Source organism: Streptomyces sp. NPDC058663 (assembly GCF_042716745.1).
Classification (GTDB): Bacteria; Actinomycetota; Actinomycetes; order Streptomycetales; family Streptomycetaceae; genus Streptomyces.
Map to the genome: position 1 here is coordinate 21,804 of NZ_JBHXRV010000024.1, position 25,446 is coordinate 47,249.

Sequence of the window (25,446 nt, forward strand, 5' to 3'; positions counted from 1 at the left end):
CGGCTTCGCTCGAGCAGGGGGGACCCCCGCGCCCCCGGGGGGCGGCCCCGCCGCCCAAGGCGACGGAGTAATCAGGGCGGTGCCGCCGCCCAAGGGGGCTCGGGGGTAGAGGCGTGTGGGCGGCCCCGCCGCCCAAGGCAACGGGGCCTGGGGGGGCGGTATCAGGCCACACATGTGCCACAGGCACCACAGGAATTCGGCCACCCCCCACCCCCGCCCGCCCGCCGCCAAGGCGACCGCTCCGGCCAGGGGTGTCCCGATTGCGCCAGGGCCCGTTTGCTAAGGCGCGCAGCGACAGTGCGCAGGGCAAAGCCCGCCGCGGCCCTCCCCGCACCGCCCTCGCACCTTTGTCTTACGCACAGGCAAACAATCCGCATACCGAACATGGCCGTCCGCCCAAGGAAACAGATCCGGCCAACTTATTGACGCGCTCCTGACAGCAACCGCTCCCACCTGCCACTCTTCCGTCGTTCCGCGGAGTACTGCGAAGGGCAGCGCCACTCGGCCACGCCACCGGCACCGACATCCGCGGCGCACCGTGCACCACGCGCACCAACTGCTCTGCCTGCTCTGCAAGTTCAGCCCCGCCGGCCTCACCCAGCCGGTTGGTACCCCCCTCGCAGAAGGAGTCCGCGTGAGATCCACGCACCGCAAGCACGCCACCGCGACCGGCGCTCTGCTCGCCGCCGCAGCGCTGCTCGCCGTCGGCGTCCAGACCGGAACCGCCGTCGCCGACGACCCCAGGACAGCTGCCCCCGCCGCCGCGAAGGCAGCTCCGGGCGCCATGCCCGCCAAGCTGACTCCCGCCCAGCGCGCGGCCCTGATCGCCAAGGCCAACGAGACCAAGGCGGCCACCGCCAAGGAGCTCGGCCTCGGCGCCAAGGAAGCCCTCGTGGTCCGTGACGTCGTCCAGGACCTGGACGGCACCACGCACACCCGCTACGAGCGCACCTACGACGGGCTGCCCGTCCTCGGCGGCGACCTGATCGTCAAGAAGGACAAGGCCGCCGCGACCAAGGGCGTCTCCCGCTCCACCACCGCGAAGCTCCAGGGCATCGCGGCCACGCCGAAGGTGGCTCCGGCCGCCGCCGAGAAGCAGGCACTCGGCCGGGCGAAGGCGGAGGGGTCGAAGGACAACAAGCCGTCGATGGCCCCGCGCCAGGTGGTCTGGATGGGCACCGGCGCGCCGGTCCTCGCGTACGAGACGGTAGTCGGCGGACTCCAGCACGACGGCACCCCCAACGAGCTGCACGTCGTCACCGACGCCGCCACCGGGGAGAAGCTCCACGAGTGGCAGGCCGTCCACAACGGCGTCGGCAACACCCAGTACAGCGGTCAGGTCACCGTCGGCTCGACGCTGTCGGGCTCGACGTACAGCCTCACCGACTCCGGTCGCGGCAACCACAAGACGTACGACCTCAAGGGCGGTTCGTCGGGCACCGGCACGCTGTTCTCCGGTCCGGACGACACCTGGGGCGACGGCACTCCCGCCAACCGCGAGACCGCGGGTGCGGACGCCGCCTACGGTGCGGGCCTGACCTGGGACTACTACAAGAACGTGCACGGCCGCAGCGGCATCCGCGGTGACGGCGTCGGCGCGTACTCCCGCGTCCACTACGGCAACGCGTACGTCAACGCCTTCTGGCAGGACTCCTGCTTCTGCATGACGTACGGCGACGGCGCGGGCAACCAGAAGCCGCTGACCTCGATCGACGTCGCCGCGCACGAGATGACCCACGGCCTCACCTCGGTGACCGCCAAGCTGGTCTACAGCGGCGAGTCCGGCGGCCTGAACGAGGCGACCTCCGACATCTTCGCGGCGGCGGTCGAGTTCAGCGCCAACAACACCAAGGACGTCGGCGACTACATGGTCGGCGAGAAGATCGACATTAACGGCAACGGCACCCCGCTGCGCTACATGGACAAGCCCTCCAAGGACGGCGCGTCCAAGGACGCCTGGTACTCGGGCATAGGCAACGTCGACGTCCACTACTCGTCGGGCCCGGCCAACCACTTCTTCTACCTGCTGTCCGAGGGCAGCGGCGCGAAGGTGATCAACGGGGTCTCGTACGACTCGCCGACCTCGGACGGCAAGCCGGTCGTGGGCATCGGCCGCGACAAGGCCGAGAAGATCTGGTTCAAGGCGCTGACCACCAAGTTCACCGCCAACACCAACTACGCCAACGCCCGCGTCGGCACGGTGGCCGCGGCGACCGAGCTCTACGGTGCGGGCAGCGCCGAGGTCAAGGGCGTCGAGAACGCCTGGGCCGGAGTCAACGTCGGCTCCCGTCCCGGTGGCGGCGACCCGGACCCGGGCGGCACGGTCTTCGAGAACCTCACCGACGTGGCGATCCCGGACAACGGCGCGGCCGTGACCTCCTCGATCCCGGTCAACAAGACCGGCAACGCCCCGGCCACCCTCAAGGTCGACGTGGACATCGTCCACACCTGGCGCGGTGACCTGCGCGTCGACCTGGTCGCCCCGGACGGCACGGTCTACCTGCTGAAGAACACCAGCTCCGGCGACTCGGCGGACAACGTGAAGCAGCAGTTCACCGTCAACGCCTCCTCCGAGGTCGCGGCCGGCACCTGGAAGCTCAAGGTGCAGGACCTGGCCTCGCAGGACACCGGCTACATCAACGGGTGGAAGCTCACCTTCTGAGCGGTCCGGTGTCCGCAGGGCGGTGACACACCCGAGTGACAGCAGTAGCAGCAGTACACGCATGACAGTGGTGCCCGGAGCCGACGGTGGCTCCGGGCACCACCGCGTGGTACGGGCACCGGAGGACACCGCTTACTTTCGTCAGTGCCGCGCGTCCGGCGCGTCCGGCAGGCTGTGCGGCATGCGTGTCATAGCTGGCCTGCGGCGGGAGCGCCGCCGCGAGTGGGTGCTCGATTCCCTCCTGTGGGTGTTCCTGAGCTGCTTCGTCCTGATGAAGGAGGATCCGAACGACGGCGGGTCCTGGCCCCTGGTCGCGGGGGGCGTCCTCGCGCTCGGTGCCGGGGTGCTGTTCTGCCGGAAGTGGCCGCTGCTGTCGCTGACGGTGGCCGTGGGGTGGAGCGCGTCCCGCAGCCCGGAGCTGTTCACCCCGACGTACTCGGCCGCCATGTGCGTCTTCGCGTTCCTGGTGGGCCGGCGCGGGTCGCGGGTGCGGCCCGCCGTGCTGGTGTTCGCCGGGTACGCGGTGGCCGGGCTCGCCTGGAGCCTCACCTTCGACGACACGCTGTGGGTGTGGTTCGCGCAGCTGACCACGCTCCTGATGCAGGCGGTGATCCCGTGGCTGACGGGCCGGTTCGTCCGTCAGTACGCGGCGATGGTCGCCCACGGCTGGGAGCTCGCCGACCGGATGGAGCGCGAGCAGCGGGCCGTCGCCGACCGCGAACGGCTGCGCGAACGCTCCCGGATCGCGGGCGACATGCACGACTCGCTGGGCCACGAACTGTCGCTGATCGCGGTACGGGCCGCCGCCCTGGAGGTCAGCCACGCACTGCCGCCCGCCGAGCAGGCGGCGGCGGGCGAGCTGCGCCAGGCGGCGGCGGACGCCACGGCCCGGCTGCGGGACATCATCGGCGTGCTGCGCGCCGACGAGGAGCACGCGCCGACGACACCCGCCGACGAGACGGTGGCGGCGGTGGCCGAGCGGGCCCGCGCATCGGGGCTCTCGGTCGAGCTGGTGGGTGAGGAACGGCTGCGGGGGCTGCCGGCGATGGCGGACCGGGCCGCCCACCGCGTCGTACAGGAAGCGCTGACGAACGCGGCGAAGCACGCGCCGGGGGCGGCGGTACGGGTGACGGTGCGGCGGGACGGGGAAGCGGGCGCGGAGGGGGAAGCGGGCGCGGAGGGGGAAACGGGCGCGGAGGGGGAAACGGGCGCGCGCAGGGAGGCAGGCACGGACGGGAAAGCGGGCATGCGCGGGGAGGCAGGTGCGGACGGGGAGACAGGTGCGGGCGGAGCCGACGGGGGCGTCGTCGTGGAGGTGGCCAACTCCCGTCCGCGGGGCGCCGCTTCGAGCGGTCTTGCCTCCGGCGGCACCGGGCTCGTCGGCCTGGACGAGCGGGTCCGGCTGGCGGGCGGAACCCTCACCCACGAATCGCTCCCCGACGGCGGCTTCCGGGTGCGGGCGACGCTGCCCAGGGACGGCGGCCCCGTGCCCCGCGCCACGCCCCCGTCGCCCACCGCCGCACGGGAGTTGCGCCTGGCCCGGGGCCGGGTGCGGCGCGGTCTCGTGCAGGCGATCGTGGCGCCGGTGGCCGTGGTCGCGGTGCTCGGGGTGCTGATGCTGCTGTTCCAGCAGTACAGCCAGTCGCGGTCGGTGCTGGACGGAGCCCTGTTCGAGGAGGTCCGGCTCGGTACGGAGCGGGCCGTGCTGGAGCGCAGGCTGCCCGATCATCCGCTGGACGGGCCGCCCGCGGGTGCCGGCCCCGAACCCGATGGGGCCGGCAGCTGTCTGTACTTCCGGTACGACCGCTACGAGTCGCTGCCCGTGTACCGGCTGTGCTTCACGGGCTCCGTCCTGACCTCGAAGGCCCTGGTGGACGACGTACCGAACGAGGAGCGGCGGTAGCGGCCACCCGGGCGGCGGGTCACCGCATCAGGACCCCGGCGCCCTCCCCCGTCGCCTCCGTCGGCAGTGTCACCAGGCCGAGCTCCGCGCCGCTCGCCAGCAGCCGGTGGGCGGGCAGGACGCGGACGGTGTAGCCGTAGGGGCCGGTGCGGTCGAGGGCGAGCGGGCCCTCGTAGGTCCAGCGGCCCTGCGTGTCGGGTCCGGCGGCGGGCTTGAGCGGGAAGTACTGGGCGCCGGTGATCCGGTCCGCGGAGTCGACCCGGCCCGCCACCGCCTGCACCTCCACGTCGTCGGGTGCCAGGTCGCCCAGGTCCACCCGGACCCGGAGCGCGAGCGTGGAGCCGAGCTCGGCGGTGCCGTTGACGGCGGTGGCGGAGACCGCCTCGACGTGGTCGACGGCGACGTAGGGCCAGGCGGCCCGGACCCGGCTCTTCCAAGCGGCAAGTTCCCGTGCCGCGTTCGGGGTGAGGGCGCGGTGGGCACGGGCGGCCGGGGTGTAGAGCCGGTCGACGTACTCGCGCACCATCCGCCCGGCGAGCACTTTGGGCCCCAGGGACACCAGAGTGCAGCGGACCATCTCGATCCACCGGTCGGGCAGTTGGCCGCGCCCCTTCTCGTAGAAGCGGGGGGCCACGCGCCGCTCGATCAGTTCGTAGAGGGCGTTGGCCTCCAGGTCGTCGCGCCGGTCCTCGTCGGTGGCGGTCCCGTCGGCGGTCGGGATGGCCCAGCCGAAGTCGGGCTCGAACCATTCGTCCCACCAGCCGTCCAGCACGGACAGGTTGAGGCAGCCGTTGAGCGCGGCCTTCATTCCGCTGGTGCCGCAGGCCTCCAGCGGGCGCAGCGGGTTGTTCAGCCAGACGTCGCACCCCGGGTAGAGCTTCTGCGCCATCCGCATCCCGTAGTCGGGCAGGAAGACGATGCGGTGGCGGACCCGGGGGTCGTCGGTGAACCGCACCAGTTCCTGAACGAGCCGCTTCCCGCCGTCGTCGGCGGGGTGCGCCTTGCCCGCGACGACGATCTGGACGGGCCGCTCGGGGTGCAGGAGCAGTTCCCGCAGCCGGTCGCGGTCGCGCAGCATCAGGGTGAGCCGTTTGTACGAGGGGACCCGGCGGGCGAATCCGATGGTCAGCACGTCGGGATCCAGTACCCCTTCGATCCAGCCGAGTTCGGCCTGCACCGCGCCGCGCTGGAGCCAGGAGGCGCGCAGCCTGCTGCGCACCTCGTGCACCAGGTTCTCGCGGAGCACCCGGCGCAGGTCCCACACCTCGGCGTCGGAGATCTCCGCCACGGCGTCCCAGCGGGGCGAGCCGCCCACGGCCAGCGCGTCCTCGGTGCGGCCGGCGCCGATCTGCCGCGCGCCGATCCTGACCACCTCGGGGGCGACCCAGGTGGGGGCGTGCACCCCGTTGGTGATGGAGGTCAGGGGCACTTCCTCCGGGTCGAAGCCCGGCCAGAGGCCGGCGAACATCTCGCGGCTGACGGCGCCGTGCAGGGTGGAGACGCCGTTGGCGCGCTGGGCGAGCCGCAGTCCCATCACGGCCATGTTGAAGAGGTTGGGCTCGCCGCCGGGGTATGTCTCCATGCCGAGCCCAAGGACGTGTTCCACGTCCACTCCGGCCAGTTCGCCGTCGTGGCCGAAGTGGCGGGCGACCAGTTCGCGGTCGAAGCGGTCGATGCCGGCCGGGACGGGGGTGTGGGTGGTGAAGACGGTGCCGGCCCGGACCGTTTCCAGTGCGGCGTCGAACTCCAGCCCCTGGTCGCCGAGTTCGCGGATGCGTTCCAGGCCGAGGAAGCCGGCGTGGCCCTCGTTGGTGTGGAAGACCTCGGGTTCGGGGTGTCCGGTCAGCCTGCAGTACGTCCGTACCGCGCGCACGCCGCCGATCCCCAGCAGCATCTCCTGCAGCAGCCGGTGCTCGCTGCCGCCGCCGTAGAGCCGGTCGGTGACGTCGCGCTCCCCCGGCCCGTTCTCCTCCACGTCGGAGTCGAGCATCAGGAGTGGTACGCGGCCCACCCTGGCCTGCCAGATGTGGGCGCGCAGCAGGCGGCCGCCGGGCAGGGTGAGGGTCACCCGGCAGGGGGTGCCGTCGGCCTCGCGCAGGAGGCCGACGGGGAGCTCGTTGGGGTCGAGCACCGGGTAGTGCTCCTGCTGCCAGCCGTCGCGGGACAGGGACTGGCGGAAGTAGCCGTGCCGGTAGAGCAGGCCGACCCCGATGAGCGGCACCCCGAGGTCGCTGGCGGCCTTCAGGTGGTCGCCGGCGAGGATCCCGAGGCCGCCCGAGTACTGCGGCAGGGCGGCCGTCACTCCGAACTCGGGCGAGAAGTAGGCCAGTGCGCGGGGCAGTTCGGCGTCCTCGCGCTCCGCCTGTGTCTGGTACCAGCGGCGTCCGCCGAGGTAGTCCGCGAGGTCGTCGGCGACGGCCCCGAGCCGGCGCAGGAACCTGCGGTCGTCGGCCAGCGCGGCCAGCCGCTCGGCGGAGACGGCTCCCAGCAGCCGCACCGGGTCCTCGCCGGACGCCTGCCACCCCTCCGGGTCGACGGCCTGGAACAGTTCCCGGGTCTCGGTGTGCCAGGACCAGCGCAGGTTCCGGGCGAGATCACTGAGCGGCCGGAGGGGATCGGGAAGTACGGGACGCACGGTGAACCGACGGATTGCCTTCACGTGACCACCTTCGCAGGGGACGACAAGGATTGCGGGCGGACCCACCGCGCGTGCGTCCGCCCCGCCCTTCGACGGTAGTGGGCTTCCCCGCGTCCGCTCGACGGCGCACACCCGGCGGCCGGGAGCGGCCGGGCCGGTGCGGGGCGGCGCACACGCCCGGGGACGGCGGGAGGCGCACTGTGCGGCACGGGGCGAAATTCCGCCATACGTAGGGCAGTGCGTGCGACGGGTACGGGGTGGGGGGGCTCGGGCACGGGGGTGCGGGCGCGCGCCGCGCGGGCGGGGCGGTGCGCGCGTGCTCCACGGAGGTGGGCGGCGGTGCGCCGGCGCGTGAGGAGGGCAACGGAACCGACGCCCGGGGCGCGGCCGGGTCCACCGGGACAGCCGGCCGTCGGCCGGGCCGTGCAGCCGGCCCGGGGGCCCCGGTGCGGGTGTCCGGGCGCAGGTCGTCGGCACCGGGACCGGCGGCTGGATCCGCGTCTCCCGCCGGGGCGGGGGCCGGCCGGCCCGCGTGGCCGCGGCCCCCCCCTCACCCGCCCGGGCGAAGCGGCCGGCCGCCGTCGGCGGGAGCGGTCACCGGGAGCGGGCGGGCGGCTCTGCCCACTGGGGCACCGGGGCCCGCCTGTTCGCCCCCGAGCGCCGGCCTCGCCCCGACTGACCCGGGCGGCCCCATTGTTTTCGGCCACGACATGCCGCGTCCGCACCGTTACGCGACAGTAGACGGCATAGCACCGGATTGACCCCCCGATGTGTAGGGGAAGCCTCCCCCGGTACTCGTAAAAGGAGCACCCGGACACCTGAGTCGAACCCTCGCCCCATCCCCTCCGAGACCCCGAGTGAACGCGGACAGGTGAGCGCATTGATCGGTCGTATCCCCGTCCTGGACGTCCTTCCCGCCGTGGACCGCGGCAGAAGGCCGGCCAAGGCGGTGGTGGGAGAAACGTTCCAGGTCTCCGCCACCGTATTCCGCGAGGGCCATGATGCCGTGGCCGCCAACGTGATCCTGCGCGATCCCGGGGGCCGCCCGGGCCCCTGGACCCCGATGCGCGAACTGGCCCCCGGCAGCGACCGGTGGGGCGCAGAGGTGACTCCGGACGGCGAGGGACTGTGGTCGTACACGGTGGAGGCGTGGGGGGACCCCGTCGCCACTTGGCGGCACCACGCCGGGATCAAGATCCCGGCCGGCCAGGACACCGAACTCGTCCTCGCCGAGGGCGCGGAGCTGTACGAGCGGGCCGCGGAAGGCGTGCCGAAGGACGAGGGCCGCGAGGCCGTGCTCGCCGCGGTGGACGCCCTGCGCGACACCGCCGGGCCCGCCCCCGCCCGGCTCGCCGCGGCCCTGGCCCCCGAGGTCGACGCCGCCCTGGCCCGCCACCCGCTGCGCGAGCCGCTCTCCGCCTCCGATCCGCTGCCGTTGCTGGTCGAACGCAAGCGGGCGCTCTTCGGTTCCTGGTACGAGTTCTTCCCGCGCTCCGAGGGCGCACGGGCGGCCGAGGGCGGACTCCCGGCCGTCTCCGGTACGTTCCGCACGGCCGCGCGGCGGCTGCCCGCGGTCGCCGCCATGGGTTTCGACGTGGTGTACCTGCCGCCGGTTCACCCGATCGGCAGGACGTACCGCAAGGGCCCGGACAACACCCTGTCCGCCTCCGACTCCGACGTCGGGGTGCCGTGGGCGATCGGCTCCCCGGACGGCGGGCACGACGCGATCCACCCGGACCTCGGCACCTTCGAGGACTTCGACCACTTCGTCGAGACCGCGCGCGGTCTGCGGATGGAGGTGGCGCTCGACTTCGCGCTCCAGTGCTCCCCGGACCACCCCTGGGTGAGCGAGCACCCCGAGTGGTTCCACCACCGCCCCGACGGCACCATCGCGTACGCGGAGAACCCGCCGAAGAAGTACCAGGACATCTACCCGATAGCCTTCGACGCCGACATGCCGGGGCTGGTCGCGGAGACCCTGCGGATACTCCGGCTGTGGATGGCGCACGGCGTGCGGATCTTCCGCGTCGACAACCCGCACACCAAGCCGGTCGTCTTCTGGGAGACGGTGCTCGCCGACATCCGGCGCACCGACCCCGATGTGATCTTCCTGGCCGAGGCGTTCACCAGGCCCGCCATGATGCGCACGCTGGGTGCCGTCGGGTTCCAGCAGTCGTACACCTACTTCACCTGGCGCAACACCAAGGCCGAGCTGACCGAGTACCTCACCGAACTGTCCGGGGAGAGTGCCGCGTGCATGCGGCCCAACTTCTTCGTGAACACCCCCGACATCCTGCACGCCTACCTCCAGCACGGCGGCCGCCCCGCGTTCGAGGTGCGGGCCGTACTGGCCGCGACCCTGTCCCCCTCCTGGGGTGTGTACGCGGGCTACGAACTGTGCGAGAGCACCCCCGTCCGCGAGGGCAGCGAGGAGTACCTCCACTCGGAGAAGTACCAACTCAGGCCTCGCGACTGGGAGTCGGCCGAACGGGAGGGCCGGACGATCGCACCGCTGATCACCACCCTCAACCGGCTGCGGCGCGCGCACCCCGCACTCCAGCAGCTGCGGAACATCCACTTCCACCAGACGGACAACGACGCGGTCCTCGCCTACTCCAAGCGCGCCGACAGCAATGGAACGAGCAGTGGAGCCACCGGGGAGAGCGGCACATCGAACACCGTTCTGGTGGTCGTGAACCTCGACCCCCACCACACCCAGGAGGCCACGGTCTCGTTGGACATGCCGGCGCTCGGCCACGGATGGCACGAGACCGTCCCGGTACGCGACGAGCTCACCGGCGAGACCTACCACTGGGGCAGGGCCACGTACGTGCGCCTGGAGCCGGGACGGACTCCCGCGCACCTCGTCACCCTGCGACCGTCCCCGCTGACCGGAGGGTCACCCACATGATCGTCAACGAGCCCGTGCAGGACACCTTCTCGGACACTCCGGCGAAGGACCGGGACCCCGAGTGGTTCAAGCGCGCCGTGTTCTACGAGGTCCTCGTCCGGTCCTTCCAGGACAGCAACGGCGACGGCGTCGGCGACCTCAAGGGCATCACCGCCAAGCTGGACTACCTCCAGTGGCTTGGCGTCGACTGCCTCTGGCTGCCGCCGTTCTTCATGTCGCCGCTGCGCGACGGAGGCTACGACGTCTCCAACTACACCGCGGTGCTGCCGGAGTTCGGGGACCTCGCGGACTTCGTGGAGTTCGTCGACGCCACGCACCAGCGCGGCATGCGCGTGATCATCGACTTCGTCATGAACCACACCAGCGACCAGCACGAGTGGTTCCAGCAGTCCAGGAGCGACCCCGAGGGCCCGTACGGCGACTACTACGTCTGGGCGGACGACGACAAGCAGTACCAGGACGCGCGGATCATCTTCGTCGACACCGAGACGTCCAACTGGACCTTCGACCCGGTCCGCAAGCAGTACTACTGGCATCGCTTCTTCTCCCACCAGCCGGACCTCAACTACGAGAACCCGAAGGTGCAGGAGGAGATCATCTCCGCCCTGCGCTTCTGGCTGGACCTGGGCATCGACGGATTCCGGCTGGACGCGGTTCCCTACCTCTACCAGGAGGAGGGCACCAACTGTGAGAACCTGCCCCGCACCCACGCGTTCCTGAAGCGGGTGCGCGAGGAGATCGACGCGTTCTACCCGGACACGGTGCTGCTGGCCGAGGCGAACCAGTGGCCGGAGGACGTCGTCGACTACTTCGGCGACTTCACCAAGGGCGGCGACGAGTGCCACATGGCGTTCCACTTCCCGGTGATGCCGCGCATCTTCATGGCCGTGCGCCGGGAGTCGCGCTACCCGGTCTCGGAAATCCTCGCCAAGACACCGGCCATCCCGCACAACGCCCAGTGGGGCATCTTCCTGCGCAACCACGACGAGCTGACCCTGGAAATGGTCACCGACGAGGAACGCGACTACATGTACGCGGAGTACGCCAAGGACCCGCGGATGCGCGCCAACATCGGCATCCGCCGGCGGCTGGCCCCGCTGCTGGACAACGACCGCAACCAGATCGAGCTGTTCACCGCGCTGCTGCTGTCCCTGCCCGGCTCGCCGATCCTCTACTACGGCGACGAGATCGGCATGGGCGACAACATCTGGCTGGGCGACCGCGACGCGGTGCGCACACCGATGCAGTGGACCCCCGACCGCAACGCGGGGTTCTCCTCCTGCGATCCGGGCCGGCTCTCCCTGCCGACGATCATGGATCCGGTCTACGGCTACCAGGTGACCAACGTCGAAGCCTCGATGACCTCCCCGTCGTCGCTGCTGCACTGGACCCGCCGCATGATCGAGATCCGCAAGCAGAATCCCGCCTTCGGTCTTGGCTCGTACACCGAACTGCCCTCGTCGAACCCCGCGGTGCTGGCCTTCCTGCGGGAAGCCCCCTCGACGCGGGACGGCGAGGACGACCTGGTGCTGTGCGTGCACAACTTCTCCCGCTTCGCCCAGCCCACCGAGCTCGACCTGCAGGCGTTCAGCGGCAGGCACCCGGTGGAACTGATCGGCGGGGTCCGCTTCCCGGCCATCGGTGAACTGCCGTACCTGCTGACCCTGGCGGGGCACGGGTTCCTCTGGTTCCGGCTGCGCACCGCACCGGAACCGGTCCAGGGGCTCGTCACGGGACCGGCGCCGGTCTGATCCCCCGGACGGGCTCCAGAGCCTCTGCCCGGCCGGAGACGGTTTCCCCCGCCTCCGGCCGGGCACTCGCTACGTACCCCTGGCACCTCCCTGTCCGCGACGCGGAAGGACGCGACGCCATGTCGGAAGCCGTTACGCACGCCCCGCCTTCTCCCGCTCAGACCGCGCTCCTGGCCTCGCTGGCCCCGCTGCTGCGCTCCTGGCTGCCCCGGCAGCGGTGGTTCGCGGGCAAGGGCCGGCCGATAGCCGCGATCACCCTGGTGTCGGCGACCGAGCTGCTGCCGCCGGCCGGTTCGCCCGGCCTGCTCCACCTGCTCATACGGGCCCACCACCCGCCGGCTCCCGGCCCGCCCGGGACGCCGCCGGGTGCCGCGCCGCCGACGGACTGCTACCAGCTGTTCCTCGGAGTGCGCCGGTCACTGCCGCCGACCCTGGCGTCAGCCCTGATCGGCCGCGTACCGCACGGGCCGCTGGCCGGGTACACGCTGTACGAGGGCCTGGCCGACCCGCGGCTGGCGGGGCTGCTGCTGGAGCGGCTGCGGACGCCGGGCACGCTCGGGCCGCTCTCCTTCGAGAAGGACCCGAAGGCGGACATCCCGGCTGCTCTCGCCCCGCGCGCCCTGGGCACCGAGCAGTCCAACTCCTCCCTGGTGTACGGGGACGCGTACATCCTGAAGGTCTTCCGGCGGCTCCACGCGGGATCCAACCCCGACCTGGAGCTGCCGCTCGCCCTCGCGCACGAGCGGTGCGCCCGGGTCCCGGCGCCGGTCGCCTGGTTCGAGGGTGCCAACCCCGACGACGCCTACGAGCCGTTCACGCTCGGCGTGCTCCAGCCCTTCCTGCGCGGTGCCGACGACGGCTGGCAGCTCGCGCTGAAGGCGCTGGCCACCGGGCGGGACTTCACCATGGAGGCGTACGCACTGGGCCGGGCCACCGCCGAGGTGCACACCGCGCTGGCCGCCGCCCTGCCCACCCTCACCCTCGGCCGCCCCCAGGCCGCCCTCATGGCCGACCGGATGACCGAACGGCTGGCGGCGGTGGTGCAGGCCGTCCCCGCGGTGCGGCCCTACGCGGCGGGGCTGCGCGAGGCCTTCGACGCCGTGCGGGACCTGGGGTCGGGCGGCCCGTTCGTCACGGCCCAGCGGGTGCACGGCGATCTGCACCTGGGCCAGGTCCTGCGCGGCCCGGACGGCGTCTGGTCGGTGATCGACTTCGAGGGCGAGCCGTCGAAGCCGCTCACCGAGCGGCGCAGGCCGCAGCCCGTGGTGCGCGACGTGGCCGGCATGCTCCGTTCGTTCGACTACGCGGCCCGCATGCACCAGCCCTGGCAGCCGGACTGGGCGGCCGACTGCCGCTCCGCCTACTGCGACGGGTACGCGGCATCCGCGGGCAGCGACCCGCGCGAGATGCCCGTACTGCTGCGGGCGTACGAGACCGACAAGGCCGTGTACGAGGTGCTGTACGAGGCCAGGCACCGGCCCGACTGGCTGACCGTGCCGATGGCCGCGGTCCGGCGGCTGGCAGCTTCGCCCGCACCCTGACCGCGCCCGCGCACCACCCCGAAGCGGATCCCGAGCCGACCACCGAGAGGACACCCCGTGACCCCCAGGCCCAAGGCCCCCAAGGACACCAAGGCTGCGAAGGCCGCCAGGCCCAAGTCCGCGGCGGCCCGCCCCGGGGCCGCGGAAACACCGGCCCCCAGGGCCGCGGAGGCACCGGCCCGCAGGGCCACACAGGCGCAGCCCCCCGGGCTCGCAGAGGCGCAGGCACCGGCACCCGGGACCGCGGAGGTGCAGGCGCCGGCACCCGGGACCGCGGAGGCGCAGCCCCCCGGGCTCGCAGAGGCGCAGGCACCGGCACCCGGGACCGCGGAGGTGCAGGCGCCGCCTCCCGGAGTGCGGCCGGCACCGCCGCTGGAGGAGGCGGACCGCTACCGGCTGCTGTCCGGCACCCATCACGATCCGCACGGGGTGCTCGGCGCGCACCCCACCCCCGACGGCGTCCTCCTGCGGGTGCTGCGCCCTTACGCCAAGGCGGTGACGGTCCTCGCGCAGGGGCTGCGGGCCCCGCTCACCGACGACGGCGGCGGGTTCTTCTCCGGGCTGCTGCCCTTCACCGAGGTCCCCGCCTACCGGCTGCTGGTGACGTACGACGACAACGAGATGGAGACCGACGACCCGTACCGCTTCCTGCCGGCACTCGGCGGGCTCGACCTGCACCTGATCGGCGAGGGCCGGCACGAGGAGCTGTGGAAGGCGCTGGGCGCGCAGCCGCTCACCCACCAGGACGTCACCGGCACCCGGTTCACCGTCTGGGCCCCCCACGCACGCGGTGTGCGCGTCGTCGGCGACTTCAACCTCTGGGACGGCACCGCGAGCCCGATGCGCTCGCTCGGCGGCAGCGGGGTGTGGGAGCTGTTCCTGCCCGGTGTCGGGGAGGGGGCGCTCTACAAGTTCGACATCACCCGCCCGGACGGCTCGCACACCCTGCGCGCCGATCCGATGGCGCGCCGCACGGAGGTGCCGCCCGCGACCGCGTCGGTGGTCACCGCCGCCCACCACACGTGGCAGGACGGGGAGTGGATGGCGGGCCGCGGCCGGCGGCCGGTGCACGAGGCGCCGTTCTCCGTCTACGAGGTGCACCTCGCCTCCTGGCGCCCCGGCCTCACCTACCGCGGGCTGGCCGAACAGCTCCCCGCGTACGTCGCCGACCTGGGCTTCACCCACGTCGAGCTGATGCCGGTGGCCGAGCACCCCTTCGGCGGCTCCTGGGGCTACCAGGTCACCGGTTTCTACGCGCCGACCGCCCGCCTCGGCACCCCCGACGACTTCCGCTTCCTGGTCGACGCGCTGCACAGGGCGGGCATCGGGGTGATCGTCGACTGGGTGCCCGCGCACTTCCCGCGGGACGCCTGGGCGCTCGCCGAGTTCGACGGGCGGCCGCTGTACGAGCACGAGGACCCGCGGAAGTCGGCCCACCCCGACTGGGGAACCCTGGAGTTCGACTACGGCCGCACCGAGGTCCGCAACTTCCTGGTGGCGAACGCGACGTACTGGTGCGAGGAGTTCCACATCGACGGCCTACGGGTCGACGCGGTCGCCTCGATGCTCTACCTCGACTATTCGCGCGAGGAGGGCCAGTGGGTGCCCAACGCGCACGGCGGCCGGGAGAACCTCGACGCCGTCGCCTTCCTCCAGGAGATGAACGCCACCGTCTACCGCCGCAATCCCGGCGTCGTCACCATCGCCGAGGAGTCCACCGCCTGGGGCGGCGTCACCCGGGCCACCCACGACCTGGGCCCCGACGGCATCGGGGGTCTCGGCTTCGGGCTGAAGTGGAACATGGGCTGGATGCACGACTCCCTCGGCTACGTAGCCAAGGAGCCGGTGCACCGCAAGTACCACCACCACGAGATGACCTTCTCGATGGTCTACGCGTACAGCGAGAACTACGTCCTGCCGATCTCCCACGACGAGGTGGTGCACGGCAAGCGCTCGCTGGTCGGCAAGATGCCCGGCGACTGGTGGCAGCAGCGCGCCACCCACCGCGCCTACCTGGGCTTCATGTGGGCCCACCCGGGCAAGCAACTCCTGTTCATGGGGCAGGAGTTCGCGCAGGGAGCGGAGTGGTCGGAGGCGCACGGCCCCGACTGGTGGCTGCTCGATCCCTCGTACGGCGCCGAGGCCGACCACCGGGGCGTGCGCGACCTGGTCCGCGACCTGAACACCGCCTACACGGCGACTCCCGCCCTGTGGGAGCGGGACACCGTCCCGGAGGGGTTCGCCTGGGTGGAGGGCGACGGCGCGGAGGACAACGTCTTCGCGTTCCTGCGTTACGACGCGGACGGCAGCCCGTTGCTCGCGGTGTCGCACTTCTCCCCGGTCGTACGGCAGGGCTTCCGGATCGGCGTACCGGAGGGCGTGCCGGCGTGGACGGAGGTCCTCAGCACGGACGCGGAGCGCTACGGAGGCAGCGGTCTGCACCATCCGGAGCCGCTGAAGCCGGAGTCGGTCCCCCGGCACGGCCGCCCGGTGAGCATCTCGCTGACGCTGCCGCCGCTGGCCACCGTGTGGTTCAGGCCGGCGTGAGGTCCCACGGGCCGTTCAGGCCGGCGTGAGGTCCCACGAGCCGCTCAGGCCGGCGTGAGGTCCCACGAGCCGCTCAGGCCGGCTTTCAGGTCCCACGGGCGGCTCAGGCCGGCGTGAGGTCCCAGCCCCCGGTGTGGACCAGGCCCAGCTCCTGAGTGGCCCGGGTCAGCGCCACGTACAGGTCGTTCAGCCCGCGCGGCGAGAGCGACCTGATCCGGTCCGGTTCCGCCACCACCACCGTGTCGAACTCCAGGCCCTTCGCCTGGTGCGGGGCGAGCAGCACGACGCGGGCGGTGAGGTCGGGGGCGGGCCCGTGCGCGGCGCCTGGCATTTCCTTCGCCAGGGCGGGGAGCAGGTCGGCGGGGGCGACGACGGCGATCCGCCCCTGGCGGCCCGCCGCTTCGGCCTCGGCGACCGCTTCGGCGACGGCGCGGGGAAGCCGTGCCGCCGGGGCGACCCACTCCCAGGGCGGGGTGCCCGTGGCGCGCACGGAGGCGGGCGGCTCGAACGAGGGGTCGGCGGTGCGCATGACCCGGGCCGCGACCTCCATGATCTCGGCGGGGGTGCGGTAGTTGACGCCGAGCCGGGTGTGCTCGTAGCGGTCGCCGACGTACGGGTCGAGGATCTGCTTCCAGGAGTCGCAGCCGGCCGGGTCGCCGGTCTGCGCCGGGTCGCCGACCAGGGTCATCGAGCGCGTCGGGCAGCGGCGCATCAGCAGCCGCCACGCCATCGCGGACAGTTCCTGCGCCTCGTCCACGATGATGTGGCCGAACGCCCAGGTGCGGTCGGTGGCGGCTCTGGCCGCGGCGCTGCGGTGGTCGCCCTCCTCGTGGCGTTCGGCGAACCGTTCGGCGTCGATGAGGTCGTGTGCGCCGAGCACCTCGGAGTCCTCGTCGTCGAGGTCCTCGAACTCGTAGGTGCGCGAGCCGTAGGACACGTCCAGCACGCCCTTGGCGTAGGCGACCCGCTCCTCGTAGGCGCGGGCAGCCGCCTGCCGGGCGGCGTGGTCGTCCTGACCCAGCAGTTCGGCGGCCTCGTCCAGGAGGGGTACGTCGGCGGAGGTCCAGGGGGCACCCGCCTCGCGCCGGATCAACTCCGTTTCTTCTCCGGCCAGTTGCCCGGCGGGGTCCGCCAGGAAGTCGGTGACCAGCTGCTCGGGGGTGAGCTCCGGCCAGAGTCCTTCGATCGCGGCGGTGACGTCGGGGTTACCGGCGATCTCCTTGCCGAGCTGCTCGATCTCGGCGGTGTCCAGCAGGTTGCCGTCCGGGATCTCCTCGCCCAGTTCCTCGGCGATGGCTTCGTAGGGCTCGCGGCCGATGGTGTCGGCGAGCTGCTCGGTGAGCGCGTCCAGGAGGTACCTGCCGAAGTGGCCGCGGGCCAGGTTGTGCGGGAGGCGGGTGGTGCGGGCGTGGTGCCGGGCGTCCTCGGCCATGGCGCGGTCGATGCGGAGCGTCTGCTGCTCGTGGGCGATCTCCAGGACGTCGTCGGGGACTCCCTGGCGCTCGCGTACCGTCCGGGCGAGCGCGTCGGCCATGGTGGCGCGGCCCTTGACGGCGGCGGCCCCGGGGGTGTCGGTGCCGGTGGCGGTGACGCCGGGGAAGAGCTCGCCGGTGGTGGCGAGCAGGACGCCGGTCTCGCCGAGGGAGGGCAGGACGTCGCCGATGTAGCCGAGGAAGGCGGGGTTGGGGCCGACCACCAGGACGGCGCGGCGGGCCAGCTGCTCGCGGTGTGCGTAGAGCAGATAGGCGGCGCGGTGCAGGGCGACTGCGGTCTTGCCGGTGCCGGGGCCGCCCTCGACGACGAGGACGCCGCGGTGGGGGGCGCGGATGATGCGGTCCTGCTCGGCCTGGATGGTCTGCACGATGTCGGCCATCCGGCCGGTGCGGGCGCCGTTCAGTGCGGCGAGCAGGACGGCGTCGCCGCTCGGGTCCTCGTGCCCGGTGCGGGTGGTGTCGCCGAGGTCGAGGATCTCGTCGTGCAGGGCAGTGACGGTGCGGCCCCGGGTGGTGAGGTGGCGGCGCCGGCGCAGTCCCATCGGGGTGTGGCCGGTGGCGAGGTAGAAGGGGCGGGCGACGGGGGCCCGCCAGTCGATCAGCAGCGGGGTGCGTTCGGCGTCGTCACGGCGGATTCCCCGGCGGCCGATGTGGTGGGTCGCGCCGCCCTCCGTGCCGGGCGCGAAGTCGAGGCGGCCGAAGCAGAGGCCGGAGTCCGCCGCGTTCAGGGCGGCGAGGGTGGCGGAGCGCTCCGTGACGGTGATCTCCCGCTCCACCCGGGCCTGGAGTCCGTTGCCCCGCTGGGCGAAGGAGCCCTGCACGGCGGACTCGGCCTGCGCGCGGAGCGCGTCGAGGCGCTCGTACAGCCCGTCGATGAATTGCTGTTCCTGCTGCAATTCCCGGGTTGACAATTCCTCGGTTGACAAGGCTTCCCCCACTGGGTTAAGGTGTGGTCATGGCGCTTCTCCATGACCTTTTCTAGGTGCAGTCATGGAAACGCCCAATATACGCAGAGAAATACCCCGGCTGTCAATCTCGCCGGGGTATTTCTTTTTGCCCCCTCTCCGCCTCGCAGTCGCCTCACGGCCCGCGCGCGGGAGACACGCACTTCGGGTCAGGGCAGCGAGGGCTGCCGGGAGTGGATGCCGGCCTTCTGCCCGCCGCCGGGGCCGGCCCCGGCGGCGGGCGCCGCCCCGTCGCCGGGCAGGGCCTCGACGAAGCGGAGCGGCTCCCCCACGTCCACGTACCGCAGGATCCTGAGCTTGGCGCGGTCCGGGCAGTGGAGCGCGAACTCGCCTCCCCAGCGGGCGACCCGGGTGCGCACCCTGAGCAGCAGGGCGAGGCCGCTGCAGTCGATGAACGTGACCCCGCGCAGGTCGGCGACCGTGCGGGGCGGCTGCGCGAAGAGGGCCCTGTCGATCTGCGGGGCGCACCCCAGGGCCGAGAAGAGGTCCAGCTCGCCGGTGAGCGAGAGGACGAGGGTGCTTCCGGCACGGCGCAGTTGCACGGGTTGCCCGACGGATGTTTCCGGCATACGACCCACCCCAGGTGATTCGGATTGTCTGCGGTCGTGAGACGGATTCGGCCTTGCGGCGGATTCGGTCTCGGGACGGACTCACCGGGGTCTGGGATGGTCACCACGAACGTACGCAGTCGGTGCCCCGCAGAATCGATTACCCTTCCAGATCCTGCTCGTTGGAGTGAACTCCGTCCAATTCACTTGACTGCTGGGCGGCGGCGCCACGAGGCAGGAGCACCGCGACCAGTGCCGTGCCGGCGGCGAGGACCACCGCGCCGACCAGACTGGTGTGCGCGACCGCGTCGGAGAAGGCGGAGCCGACCGCGTCCGCCATGTCCTTGGCTCCCTGGGCGAGTTGGCCGGCCTGGCCCTTGAGCTGGGCCGCCTGCTCGGGGGTGGTGGCCCTGGCGGCCTGGGCGGCCAGTTCGCTCGCCTTGTCGCCGATGCCCTGGGCGACCGCGTAGCCGGCGCCGACGGAGTCCTGGGCGGTGTCGAGGGCGTCGGCGGGCAGCTTGGTGCCGCCCGTGGAGTCGGCCAGGTGCGAGGAGTACGAACCGGCGAGCACCGAGCCGAGGACGGCGATGCCCAGCGAGCCGCCCAGCTCCAGCGAGGTGTCGTTGACCGCGCCGCCGACGCCGAGTTCGGACTCGGGGAAGGCGCCCATGATCGCGTCGGTGCAGGGGGAGAGCGCAAGTCCGATCGCGAGGCCGAGGACGATCAGGGGAGCGACGAAGTCGCCGTAGCCCGACGCCTCGTCGATACGGGTGAGCAGGGCGAGCGCGACCGTGCCGCCGAGCATGCCGGCCGTGACGGTGGTCTTCATGCCCAGGCGCGGGGTGAGGAAGCCGGTCAGCGCGGAGCCGGCGAAGACCGCACCGGCCAGCGGCAGCATCCGTACGCCGGTCTCCAGAGCGTTGAAGCCGAGCACGAACTGCAGGTGCTGGGTGAGGAAGTAGAACGCGCCGAAGACGGCCAGGAAGAAGAGCGCGACGGCGAGGTTGGAGCCCGCGAAGCCGCGGTCGAGGAAGCGCCGTACGTCGAGCACCGGGCGCGGGTGGCGCAGCTCCCACAGAACGAACAGGAGCAGGCCGACACCCGCGACGACGGCCGCGCCGATCGCCTTGGCGTCCCAGCCGAAGTGCGGGCCCTCGATGATCGCGAAGATCAGGGCGGCGACCCAGACGACGGACAGCAGGCCGCCGACGTAGTCGATCCGGCCGTGGGTGGCCGCCCTGGACGGCGGTACGAGGACGAAGGCGCCGATGATCGCGAGGGCGGCCACGGGCACGTTGATCAGGAAGGTCGAGGCCCAGCCGTGGTCTTCGAGCAGCGCTCCTGCGACCAGCGGGCCCGCGGCGATGGCGAGGCCCGCGGTGGCGGTCCAGAGCACGATCGCCTTGGCGCGCTCGGCACGCGGGAAGGTGGCGGCCAGCAGGGAGAGCGTCGCGGGCATGATCATCGCGGCGCCGACGCCCATCACCGCGCGGGAGGCGATGACCCCGTCGGCGCTGCCGACGAGCGAGCCGGCTATGGAGGCGCCGCCGAAGACCAGCAGTCCGAGGACGAGGGCGCCGCGGCGGCTGTACTTGTCACCGATCGCGCCGAGCAGCAGCATCAGCGCGGCGTACGGAACGGTGTATCCGTCGACCACCCACTGGAGGTCCGCGCTGTTCAGCCCGAGGTCCTTGGTCATGTCCGGGGCCGCGACCGTGAGGGCGGTGTTGGCCATCACGATGATCAGCAGGCTGAGGCAGAGCACCAGCAGGGCCCACCAACGCCTCGGATAGGGCCGGTCCATTTCGTCCACCGGCTGAGTCGCGACCAGTCGCACGGTTTCCACCTCATTTGTCATCATCTGACGCTTCCTGCTTGCACAGCATTGTGCAACTACACAGCAGTGTGCAAGTTACGGGAATGCACAGCTGTGTGCAAAATGGGTCCATGACCACCGGTACGGGTAGCTCGGCGCGGGCGGACGCGAACCGCCGCCGCATCATGGATGTCGCACTGGCGGAACTGCTGCGCGACCCGGACGCGAGCATGGATCACATCGCGCGGGCGGCCGGTGTCGTACGGCGCACCGTTTACGGGCACTTCCCGAACCGGGAGGCGCTGGTGGCCGCGCTCGTGGACGGCGCGGCTCAGGCGGTCATCGAGGTGCACGCGGCCGGCCGCGCGGGGGTGGACGACCCGGCGGAGGCGCTGGCGCGGGCGACGCTGGCGGTATGGGCGATCGCCGACCGCTACCGGCTGCTGGTGGCGCTGGCGCAGCGGAGCGTCACGATGGAGGTCATCAAGCAGCGGCTGACGCCGGTGCGCGAGGACTGTGTCGCACTGATCGAACTCGGCCAGGAATCAGGGGTGTTCGGCTCGCCGCTGCCGGCGGCGGCGCTGGCCTATGTGCACGAGCAGTCCCTCTTCGGCCTCATGGAGGCGGTCAACGAGGGGATGCTGCCGGCGGCGGAAGCGGGCCGGGCGGCGGCCCTCACTGCCCTGCTGTCGGCGGGCGTCCCGGTGGCGGAGGCCCGGTCCCTGGTCTCGGCCCTGGCTGGGTGAGTCCGGGCTCTCGCGGGGTGCGGGTGGCCCACCTTCGTGACGTGCGGGGCAGCTTCGTGACGTGCGGGGCAGCACAGAGGGCGGGCCCGCCCCAGCGCACAGGACGGGCCCGCCTGCGTGGCGTGCGAGGGCAGCACAAAGGGCGGGGCCGTCGTCCGGGGAGGACGCGGCCCCGCCCAGAGGCGGAGGCGGCTACTTCGTGGCCGCGGGCGGGGTCTTCATCAGCTCGGGGGCAGGCGCCGGGATCGGCGCCGCAGCCGGGGCCTCGGCCGCGGCGGGGGCCTCCGCGCCGTGGCCGTCGTCCATCAGGGTGCGTTCGTCGAAGGGCTCCTGGCCGGCCAGGACCCTTGCCACCCGCTCCCGGTCGATCTCCTTCGTCCACGTCCCGACCAGCACCGTCGCCACGGCGTTGCCCGCGAAGTTCGTCAGGGCGCGGGCCTCGCTCATGAAGCGGTCGATGCCGACGATCAGGCCCACGCCGTCGACCAGTTCGGGGCGGTGCGACTGGAGCCCGCCGGCCAGGGTGGCGATGCCGGCGCCCGTCACTCCCGCCGCGCCCTTCGACGCGATGATCATGAATCCGAGCAGGGCGATCTGCTCGCCGATGTTCAGCGGGTCCCCCATCGCGTTGGCGATGAACAGCGACGCCATCGTCAGGTAGATCGCCGTACCGTCCAGGTTGAAGGAGTAGCCGGTCGGCACCGTGATGCCGACGACCGGCTTGCTGATCCCCAGGTGTTCCATCTTCGCGATCAGCCGCGGCAGCGCCGTCTCCGACGACGACGTGGACAGGATCAGCAGGAACTCGCGCCCCAGGTACTTCAGCAGCTTGAAGATGTTCACGCCCGTGCAGAGCTTCAGGATCACCCCGAGCACCACGAACACGAACAGCACGCAGGTCACATAGAAGGCAATCATGATGACCGCCAGCGACTGCAGCGCCTTGAGCCCGGTCTCGCCGACCACCGCCGAGATCGCTCCGAACGCGCCCACCGGCGCCGCCCACATCACCATCGCCAGCACCCGGAACACCAGCCGCTGGATGTGCCCCACGCCGCGCAGCACCGGCTCGCCCGCCGCGCCCATCGCCTGCAGCGCGAAGCCCACCAGCAGCGCGACGAACAGCGTCTGGAGCACGGATCCCTCGGTGAAGGCCGAGACCAGCGTCTTGGGGATGATGCTCAGCAGGAAGTCGGCCGTGCTCTCGCTGGCGCCCTCCGCCTGCTTGGCGCCCGCTTCCTTGCCCGCGTTCAGGTCGAGGCCGTCGCCGGGGTGGATCACGTTGCCGACCAGCAGCCCGATGCCGAGCGCGACGGTCGACATGACCATGAAGTAGCCGAGGGCGAGCCCGCCCACCGCGCCGACCTTGGCGGCCTTGCGCACGGAGCCGATGCCCAGCACGATCGTGCAGAAGATGATCGGCGAGATCAGCATCTTGATCAGGTTGACGAAGCCGGTGCCGATCGGCTTCAGGTCCTTGGCCACGCCCGGGAACAGGAGCCCCACCGCGATGCCCAGCAGCACGGCCACGATGACCGCCACATACAGGTAGTGCGAGCGGTCACGCCTGCGCACCCCGGCCCCCACCGCCCCGGCCCTCTCGGGCTTCTCTTCCGCCACCGGTGTCTCCTCGCTCGTCCTCGGGTTCCGGCGACTATGCATCACCGCCCCCGCCGACACACCCTTTGGGTCGTAGAGTTCACAGATTCCGGCCGGGACACTCCTGGACCTTCCTCTCAGGTGTGCTCCGGCAGTGATCTCGTGGGAACGCACCGTAGCCACCGGGCCCGTTCGCTCCGTACCGTGGGCCGGTGCGCCAGCCCCCCGCCGTTCCCCCGTCCGAAGCCCCGCCGCCCTTCGACGCGCCCGCCGCACGCCGCCTCCGGGAGGCGCTCGGGATGGTGCACGGCCATGTCGCCTACGGGCTGCGCGCGCAGTACGGGCTGGATGTGGGCCCCGAGCTGGTGGCCGCCTGGGAGAGCGGGCTGCGTGCCCCGAGCAGCCGTGAGGTGACCGCCCTGGCCGGGGTGCTGTGGTGCGCGCCGGCCGAACTGCTGCATGCCGCGCGCACCCTGCGCGAGCACCGCACCGCGCACGGCCTCGACGCGGCCGACCTGGCCCGCCGGGTCGGGCTCGGGGCGGACGCGTACGTACGGATGGAGGAGACGGGAAAGTGGCGCGGCAACGAACGGCAGTCCGCCGCGCTGGCCGCCGAACTCTCCCTGAGCCCCGCCCAGTTCGTGACCGCGGCCGGCCGCGACGAGGAGCTGGCCGAACTGCTGCGGAGCGCGGTGACGACCCGCTGGCAGGCGTACGTACGGCCGCTGGCCAAGCTGCTGCCGGTGCCGCGGGCAGCACTGGAGGGCGGCGTACTGGAGGACGTACTGCTGCGGCTGCACGCCGACTACCAGTCGCGAATGGTGGCGACACTGGGCTGGGGAGGCGGTGTCGGGGACGCGGGGGACGGTGCGGCGGGCCGGGAGTTCCTGGAGGACATAGTGGCCCGGTTCTGGGAGCGCGCCGAAGGCCCCCGCTGAGCCCTGCGTTCCCGCGCGGCGGCCTGCCCCGGCCCCTCACGTCGGCAAGGAAACGGCCCCGGCGCCTTACGGCAGGGAGCCGACCCACCGCCTTCCGGCAGGGAGCCGGCCCGGCACCGCGTCCAGCGAGCGACCGGCCCGGCCCCCGGCGTCCGGCTAGAAGACCGACTCGGCCTCGTCCATCCGGTGGGCCGGGACCGTCTTCAGCTCGTGGACGCCCTCGGCGAGCGGCACCCTCTCGATGCTCGTGCCGCGCAGCGCCGTCATCTTGCCGAAGTGCCCGGCGTGCGCCGCCTCCACCGCGTGCCAGCCGAAGCGGGTCGCCAGGACGCGGTCGTAGGCGGTGGGGGTGCCGCCGCGCTGGACGTGGCCGAGGATGACCGGGCGGGCCTCCTTGCCGAGCCTGCCCTCCAGTTCGACGGCGAGGCGGGTGCCGATGCCGGTGAAGCGCTCGTGGCCGAACTGGTCGATGACGCCCTTCTCGTACGGCATGGTCCCCTCGGCCGGGCGCGCGCCTTCGGCGACGCAGATGACGGCGAACTTCTTGCCACGCGCGAAGCGTTCCTCGACCATCTTGACCAGTGAGTCCACCTCGAAGGGTCGCTCCGGGAGGCAGATGCCGTGGGCGCCGCCCGCCATGCCGGACTCCAGGGCGATCCACCCGGCGTGCCGGCCCATGACCTCGACGACCATGACGCGCTGGTGCGACTCGGCGGTGGTCTTGAGGCGGTCTATGGCCTCGGTGGCCACGCCGACGGCGGTGTCGAAACCGAAGGTGCGGTCGGTGCCGTTGATGTCGTTGTCGATGGTCTTCGGTACGCCGACGACGGGCATGCCCGCGTCCGACAGCATCCGGGCGGCGGTCAGGGTGCCCTCGCCGCCGATCGGGATCAGGGCGTCGATACCGTACTTGGCGGTGAGCTCGGCGCAGTTCTCGGCGGCCTCGCGGAGCCGGTCGCGCTCCAGCCGGGCCGAGCCGAGGATGGTGCCGCCGCGAGCCAGGATGCCGCTGACCGCGTTGAGGTCGAGGGGGCGGTAGTGACCGTCGAGGAGGCCCTTGAAGCCGTCCTCGAACCCGATGACCTCGTCGTTGTGGCCGGCGACCGCGCGATGCACGACCGACCGGATCACGGCGTTCAGCCCAGGACAGTCGCCGCCTGCGGTGAGAACTCCGATACGCATCGTGCTGTGTCTCCTGCTCTTGGTGGTACTTGTGAGCCAGGTTCCAATTGTTCCACGGCCCGCATGCGCGGCGCGCTTCCGGATACTCCGGGACAAGCGGGACAGGGGGTCTTTGGCCCTTGTCCGCGGGACCTTCTCCGGCGGGCGCCCTACCGACGCCCAAAGGTATTGTCAAGGGTGCAAGACCACCCTATCCGTACAAACTC

The 25,446-nt window shown here is 72.1% G+C and carries 14 protein-coding genes; 8 read left to right on the plus strand and 6 right to left on the minus strand.

Annotated elements, in window-relative coordinates; genetic code table 11:
- The first annotated feature begins 634 nt into the window (after window positions 1–634).
- Together ACFWVV_RS18925 and ACFWVV_RS18930 are read left to right on the plus strand one after the other, a co-directional pair.
- On the plus strand, window positions 635–2,662 hold the full coding sequence (locus ACFWVV_RS18925) for a M4 family metallopeptidase (protein WP_384352139.1): 2,028 nt from the start codon (window positions 635–637) through the stop codon (window positions 2,660–2,662).
- A 181-nt stretch (window positions 2,663–2,843) separates the two neighbouring features.
- Window positions 2,844–4,565, plus strand: coding sequence for a sensor histidine kinase (locus tag ACFWVV_RS18930; protein WP_384352136.1), 1,722 nt, complete (start codon window positions 2,844–2,846; stop codon window positions 4,563–4,565).
- A gap of 19 nt (window positions 4,566–4,584) precedes the next feature.
- On the opposite strand, the gene glgP is transcribed toward ACFWVV_RS18930, so the two are convergent.
- Window positions 4,585–7,224 carry an alpha-glucan family phosphorylase gene (gene glgP / locus ACFWVV_RS18935; RefSeq protein ID WP_384352132.1) on the minus strand — a complete coding sequence of 880 codons (2,640 nt, stop codon included), beginning with the start codon at window positions 7,222–7,224 and terminating at the stop codon, window positions 4,585–4,587.
- A gap of 859 nt (window positions 7,225–8,083) precedes the next feature.
- Here glgP and ACFWVV_RS18940 point away from each other — a divergent pair.
- The 4 genes from ACFWVV_RS18940 (at window position 8,084) to glgB (ending at window position 15,953) form a co-directional block, all read left to right on the plus strand.
- A complete protein-coding gene (locus ACFWVV_RS18940; protein WP_384352129.1) occupies window positions 8,084–10,114 on the plus strand; it encodes a maltotransferase domain-containing protein in 2,031 nt (676 codons plus the stop codon).
- Window positions 10,111–11,865, plus strand: a complete 1,755-nt coding sequence (gene treS / locus ACFWVV_RS18945; protein WP_384352126.1) for a maltose alpha-D-glucosyltransferase — start codon at window positions 10,111–10,113, stop codon at window positions 11,863–11,865. Before ACFWVV_RS18940 ends, treS begins: the two co-directional genes overlap by 4 nt.
- A gap of 119 nt (window positions 11,866–11,984) precedes the next feature.
- A complete protein-coding gene (locus ACFWVV_RS18950; RefSeq protein ID WP_384352123.1) occupies window positions 11,985–13,406 on the plus strand; it encodes a maltokinase in 1,422 nt (473 codons plus the stop codon).
- Between the two features lie 57 nt (window positions 13,407–13,463).
- The gene (glgB, locus tag ACFWVV_RS18955; RefSeq protein WP_384352120.1) at window positions 13,464–15,953 is read left to right on the plus strand and encodes a 1,4-alpha-glucan branching enzyme; all 2,490 of its coding nucleotides are present in this window, start codon (window positions 13,464–13,466) and stop codon (window positions 15,951–15,953) included.
- 103 nt (window positions 15,954–16,056) lie between these two features.
- Here the strand turns inward: glgB and ACFWVV_RS18960 are convergent, their stop codons facing one another.
- The 3 genes from ACFWVV_RS18960 to ACFWVV_RS18970 form a co-directional block, all read right to left on the minus strand.
- Window positions 16,057–18,342 (minus strand): HelD family protein, encoded by a 2,286-nt coding sequence (locus ACFWVV_RS18960; RefSeq protein ID WP_384352196.1) that lies wholly within the window; start codon window positions 18,340–18,342, stop codon window positions 16,057–16,059.
- Window positions 18,343–18,560: 218 nt separating this feature from the next.
- Window positions 18,561–18,980 (minus strand): STAS domain-containing protein, encoded by a 420-nt coding sequence (locus ACFWVV_RS18965; protein ID WP_384352117.1) that lies wholly within the window; start codon window positions 18,978–18,980, stop codon window positions 18,561–18,563.
- A 139-nt stretch (window positions 18,981–19,119) separates the two neighbouring features.
- Window positions 19,120–20,796, minus strand: a complete 1,677-nt coding sequence (locus tag ACFWVV_RS18970) for an MFS transporter (RefSeq protein ID WP_384352193.1) — start codon at window positions 20,794–20,796, stop codon at window positions 19,120–19,122.
- A gap of 110 nt (window positions 20,797–20,906) precedes the next feature.
- Between ACFWVV_RS18970 and ACFWVV_RS18975 the strand changes: the two genes are divergently transcribed.
- Window positions 20,907–21,521: a TetR/AcrR family transcriptional regulator gene (locus tag ACFWVV_RS18975; RefSeq protein ID WP_384352114.1), complete on the plus strand. Its 615-nt coding sequence runs from the start codon at window positions 20,907–20,909 to the stop codon at window positions 21,519–21,521.
- Window positions 21,522–21,713: 192 nt separating this feature from the next.
- Here the strand turns inward: ACFWVV_RS18975 and ACFWVV_RS18980 are convergent, their stop codons facing one another.
- Window positions 21,714–23,108 carry a cation:dicarboxylate symporter family transporter gene (locus ACFWVV_RS18980; protein ID WP_384352190.1) on the minus strand — a complete coding sequence of 465 codons (1,395 nt, stop codon included), beginning with the start codon at window positions 23,106–23,108 and terminating at the stop codon, window positions 21,714–21,716.
- A gap of 311 nt (window positions 23,109–23,419) precedes the next feature.
- Between ACFWVV_RS18980 and ACFWVV_RS18985 the strand changes: the two genes are divergently transcribed.
- On the plus strand, window positions 23,420–24,058 hold the full coding sequence (locus ACFWVV_RS18985; RefSeq protein ID WP_384352188.1) for an XRE family transcriptional regulator: 639 nt from the start codon (window positions 23,420–23,422) through the stop codon (window positions 24,056–24,058).
- 156 nt (window positions 24,059–24,214) lie between these two features.
- Here ACFWVV_RS18985 and ACFWVV_RS18990 read toward each other — a convergent pair whose 3' ends face one another.
- Window positions 24,215–25,240: an ATP-dependent 6-phosphofructokinase gene (locus tag ACFWVV_RS18990; RefSeq protein WP_384352111.1), complete on the minus strand. Its 1,026-nt coding sequence runs from the start codon at window positions 25,238–25,240 to the stop codon at window positions 24,215–24,217.
- Window positions 25,241–25,446: the final 206 nt, after the last annotated feature.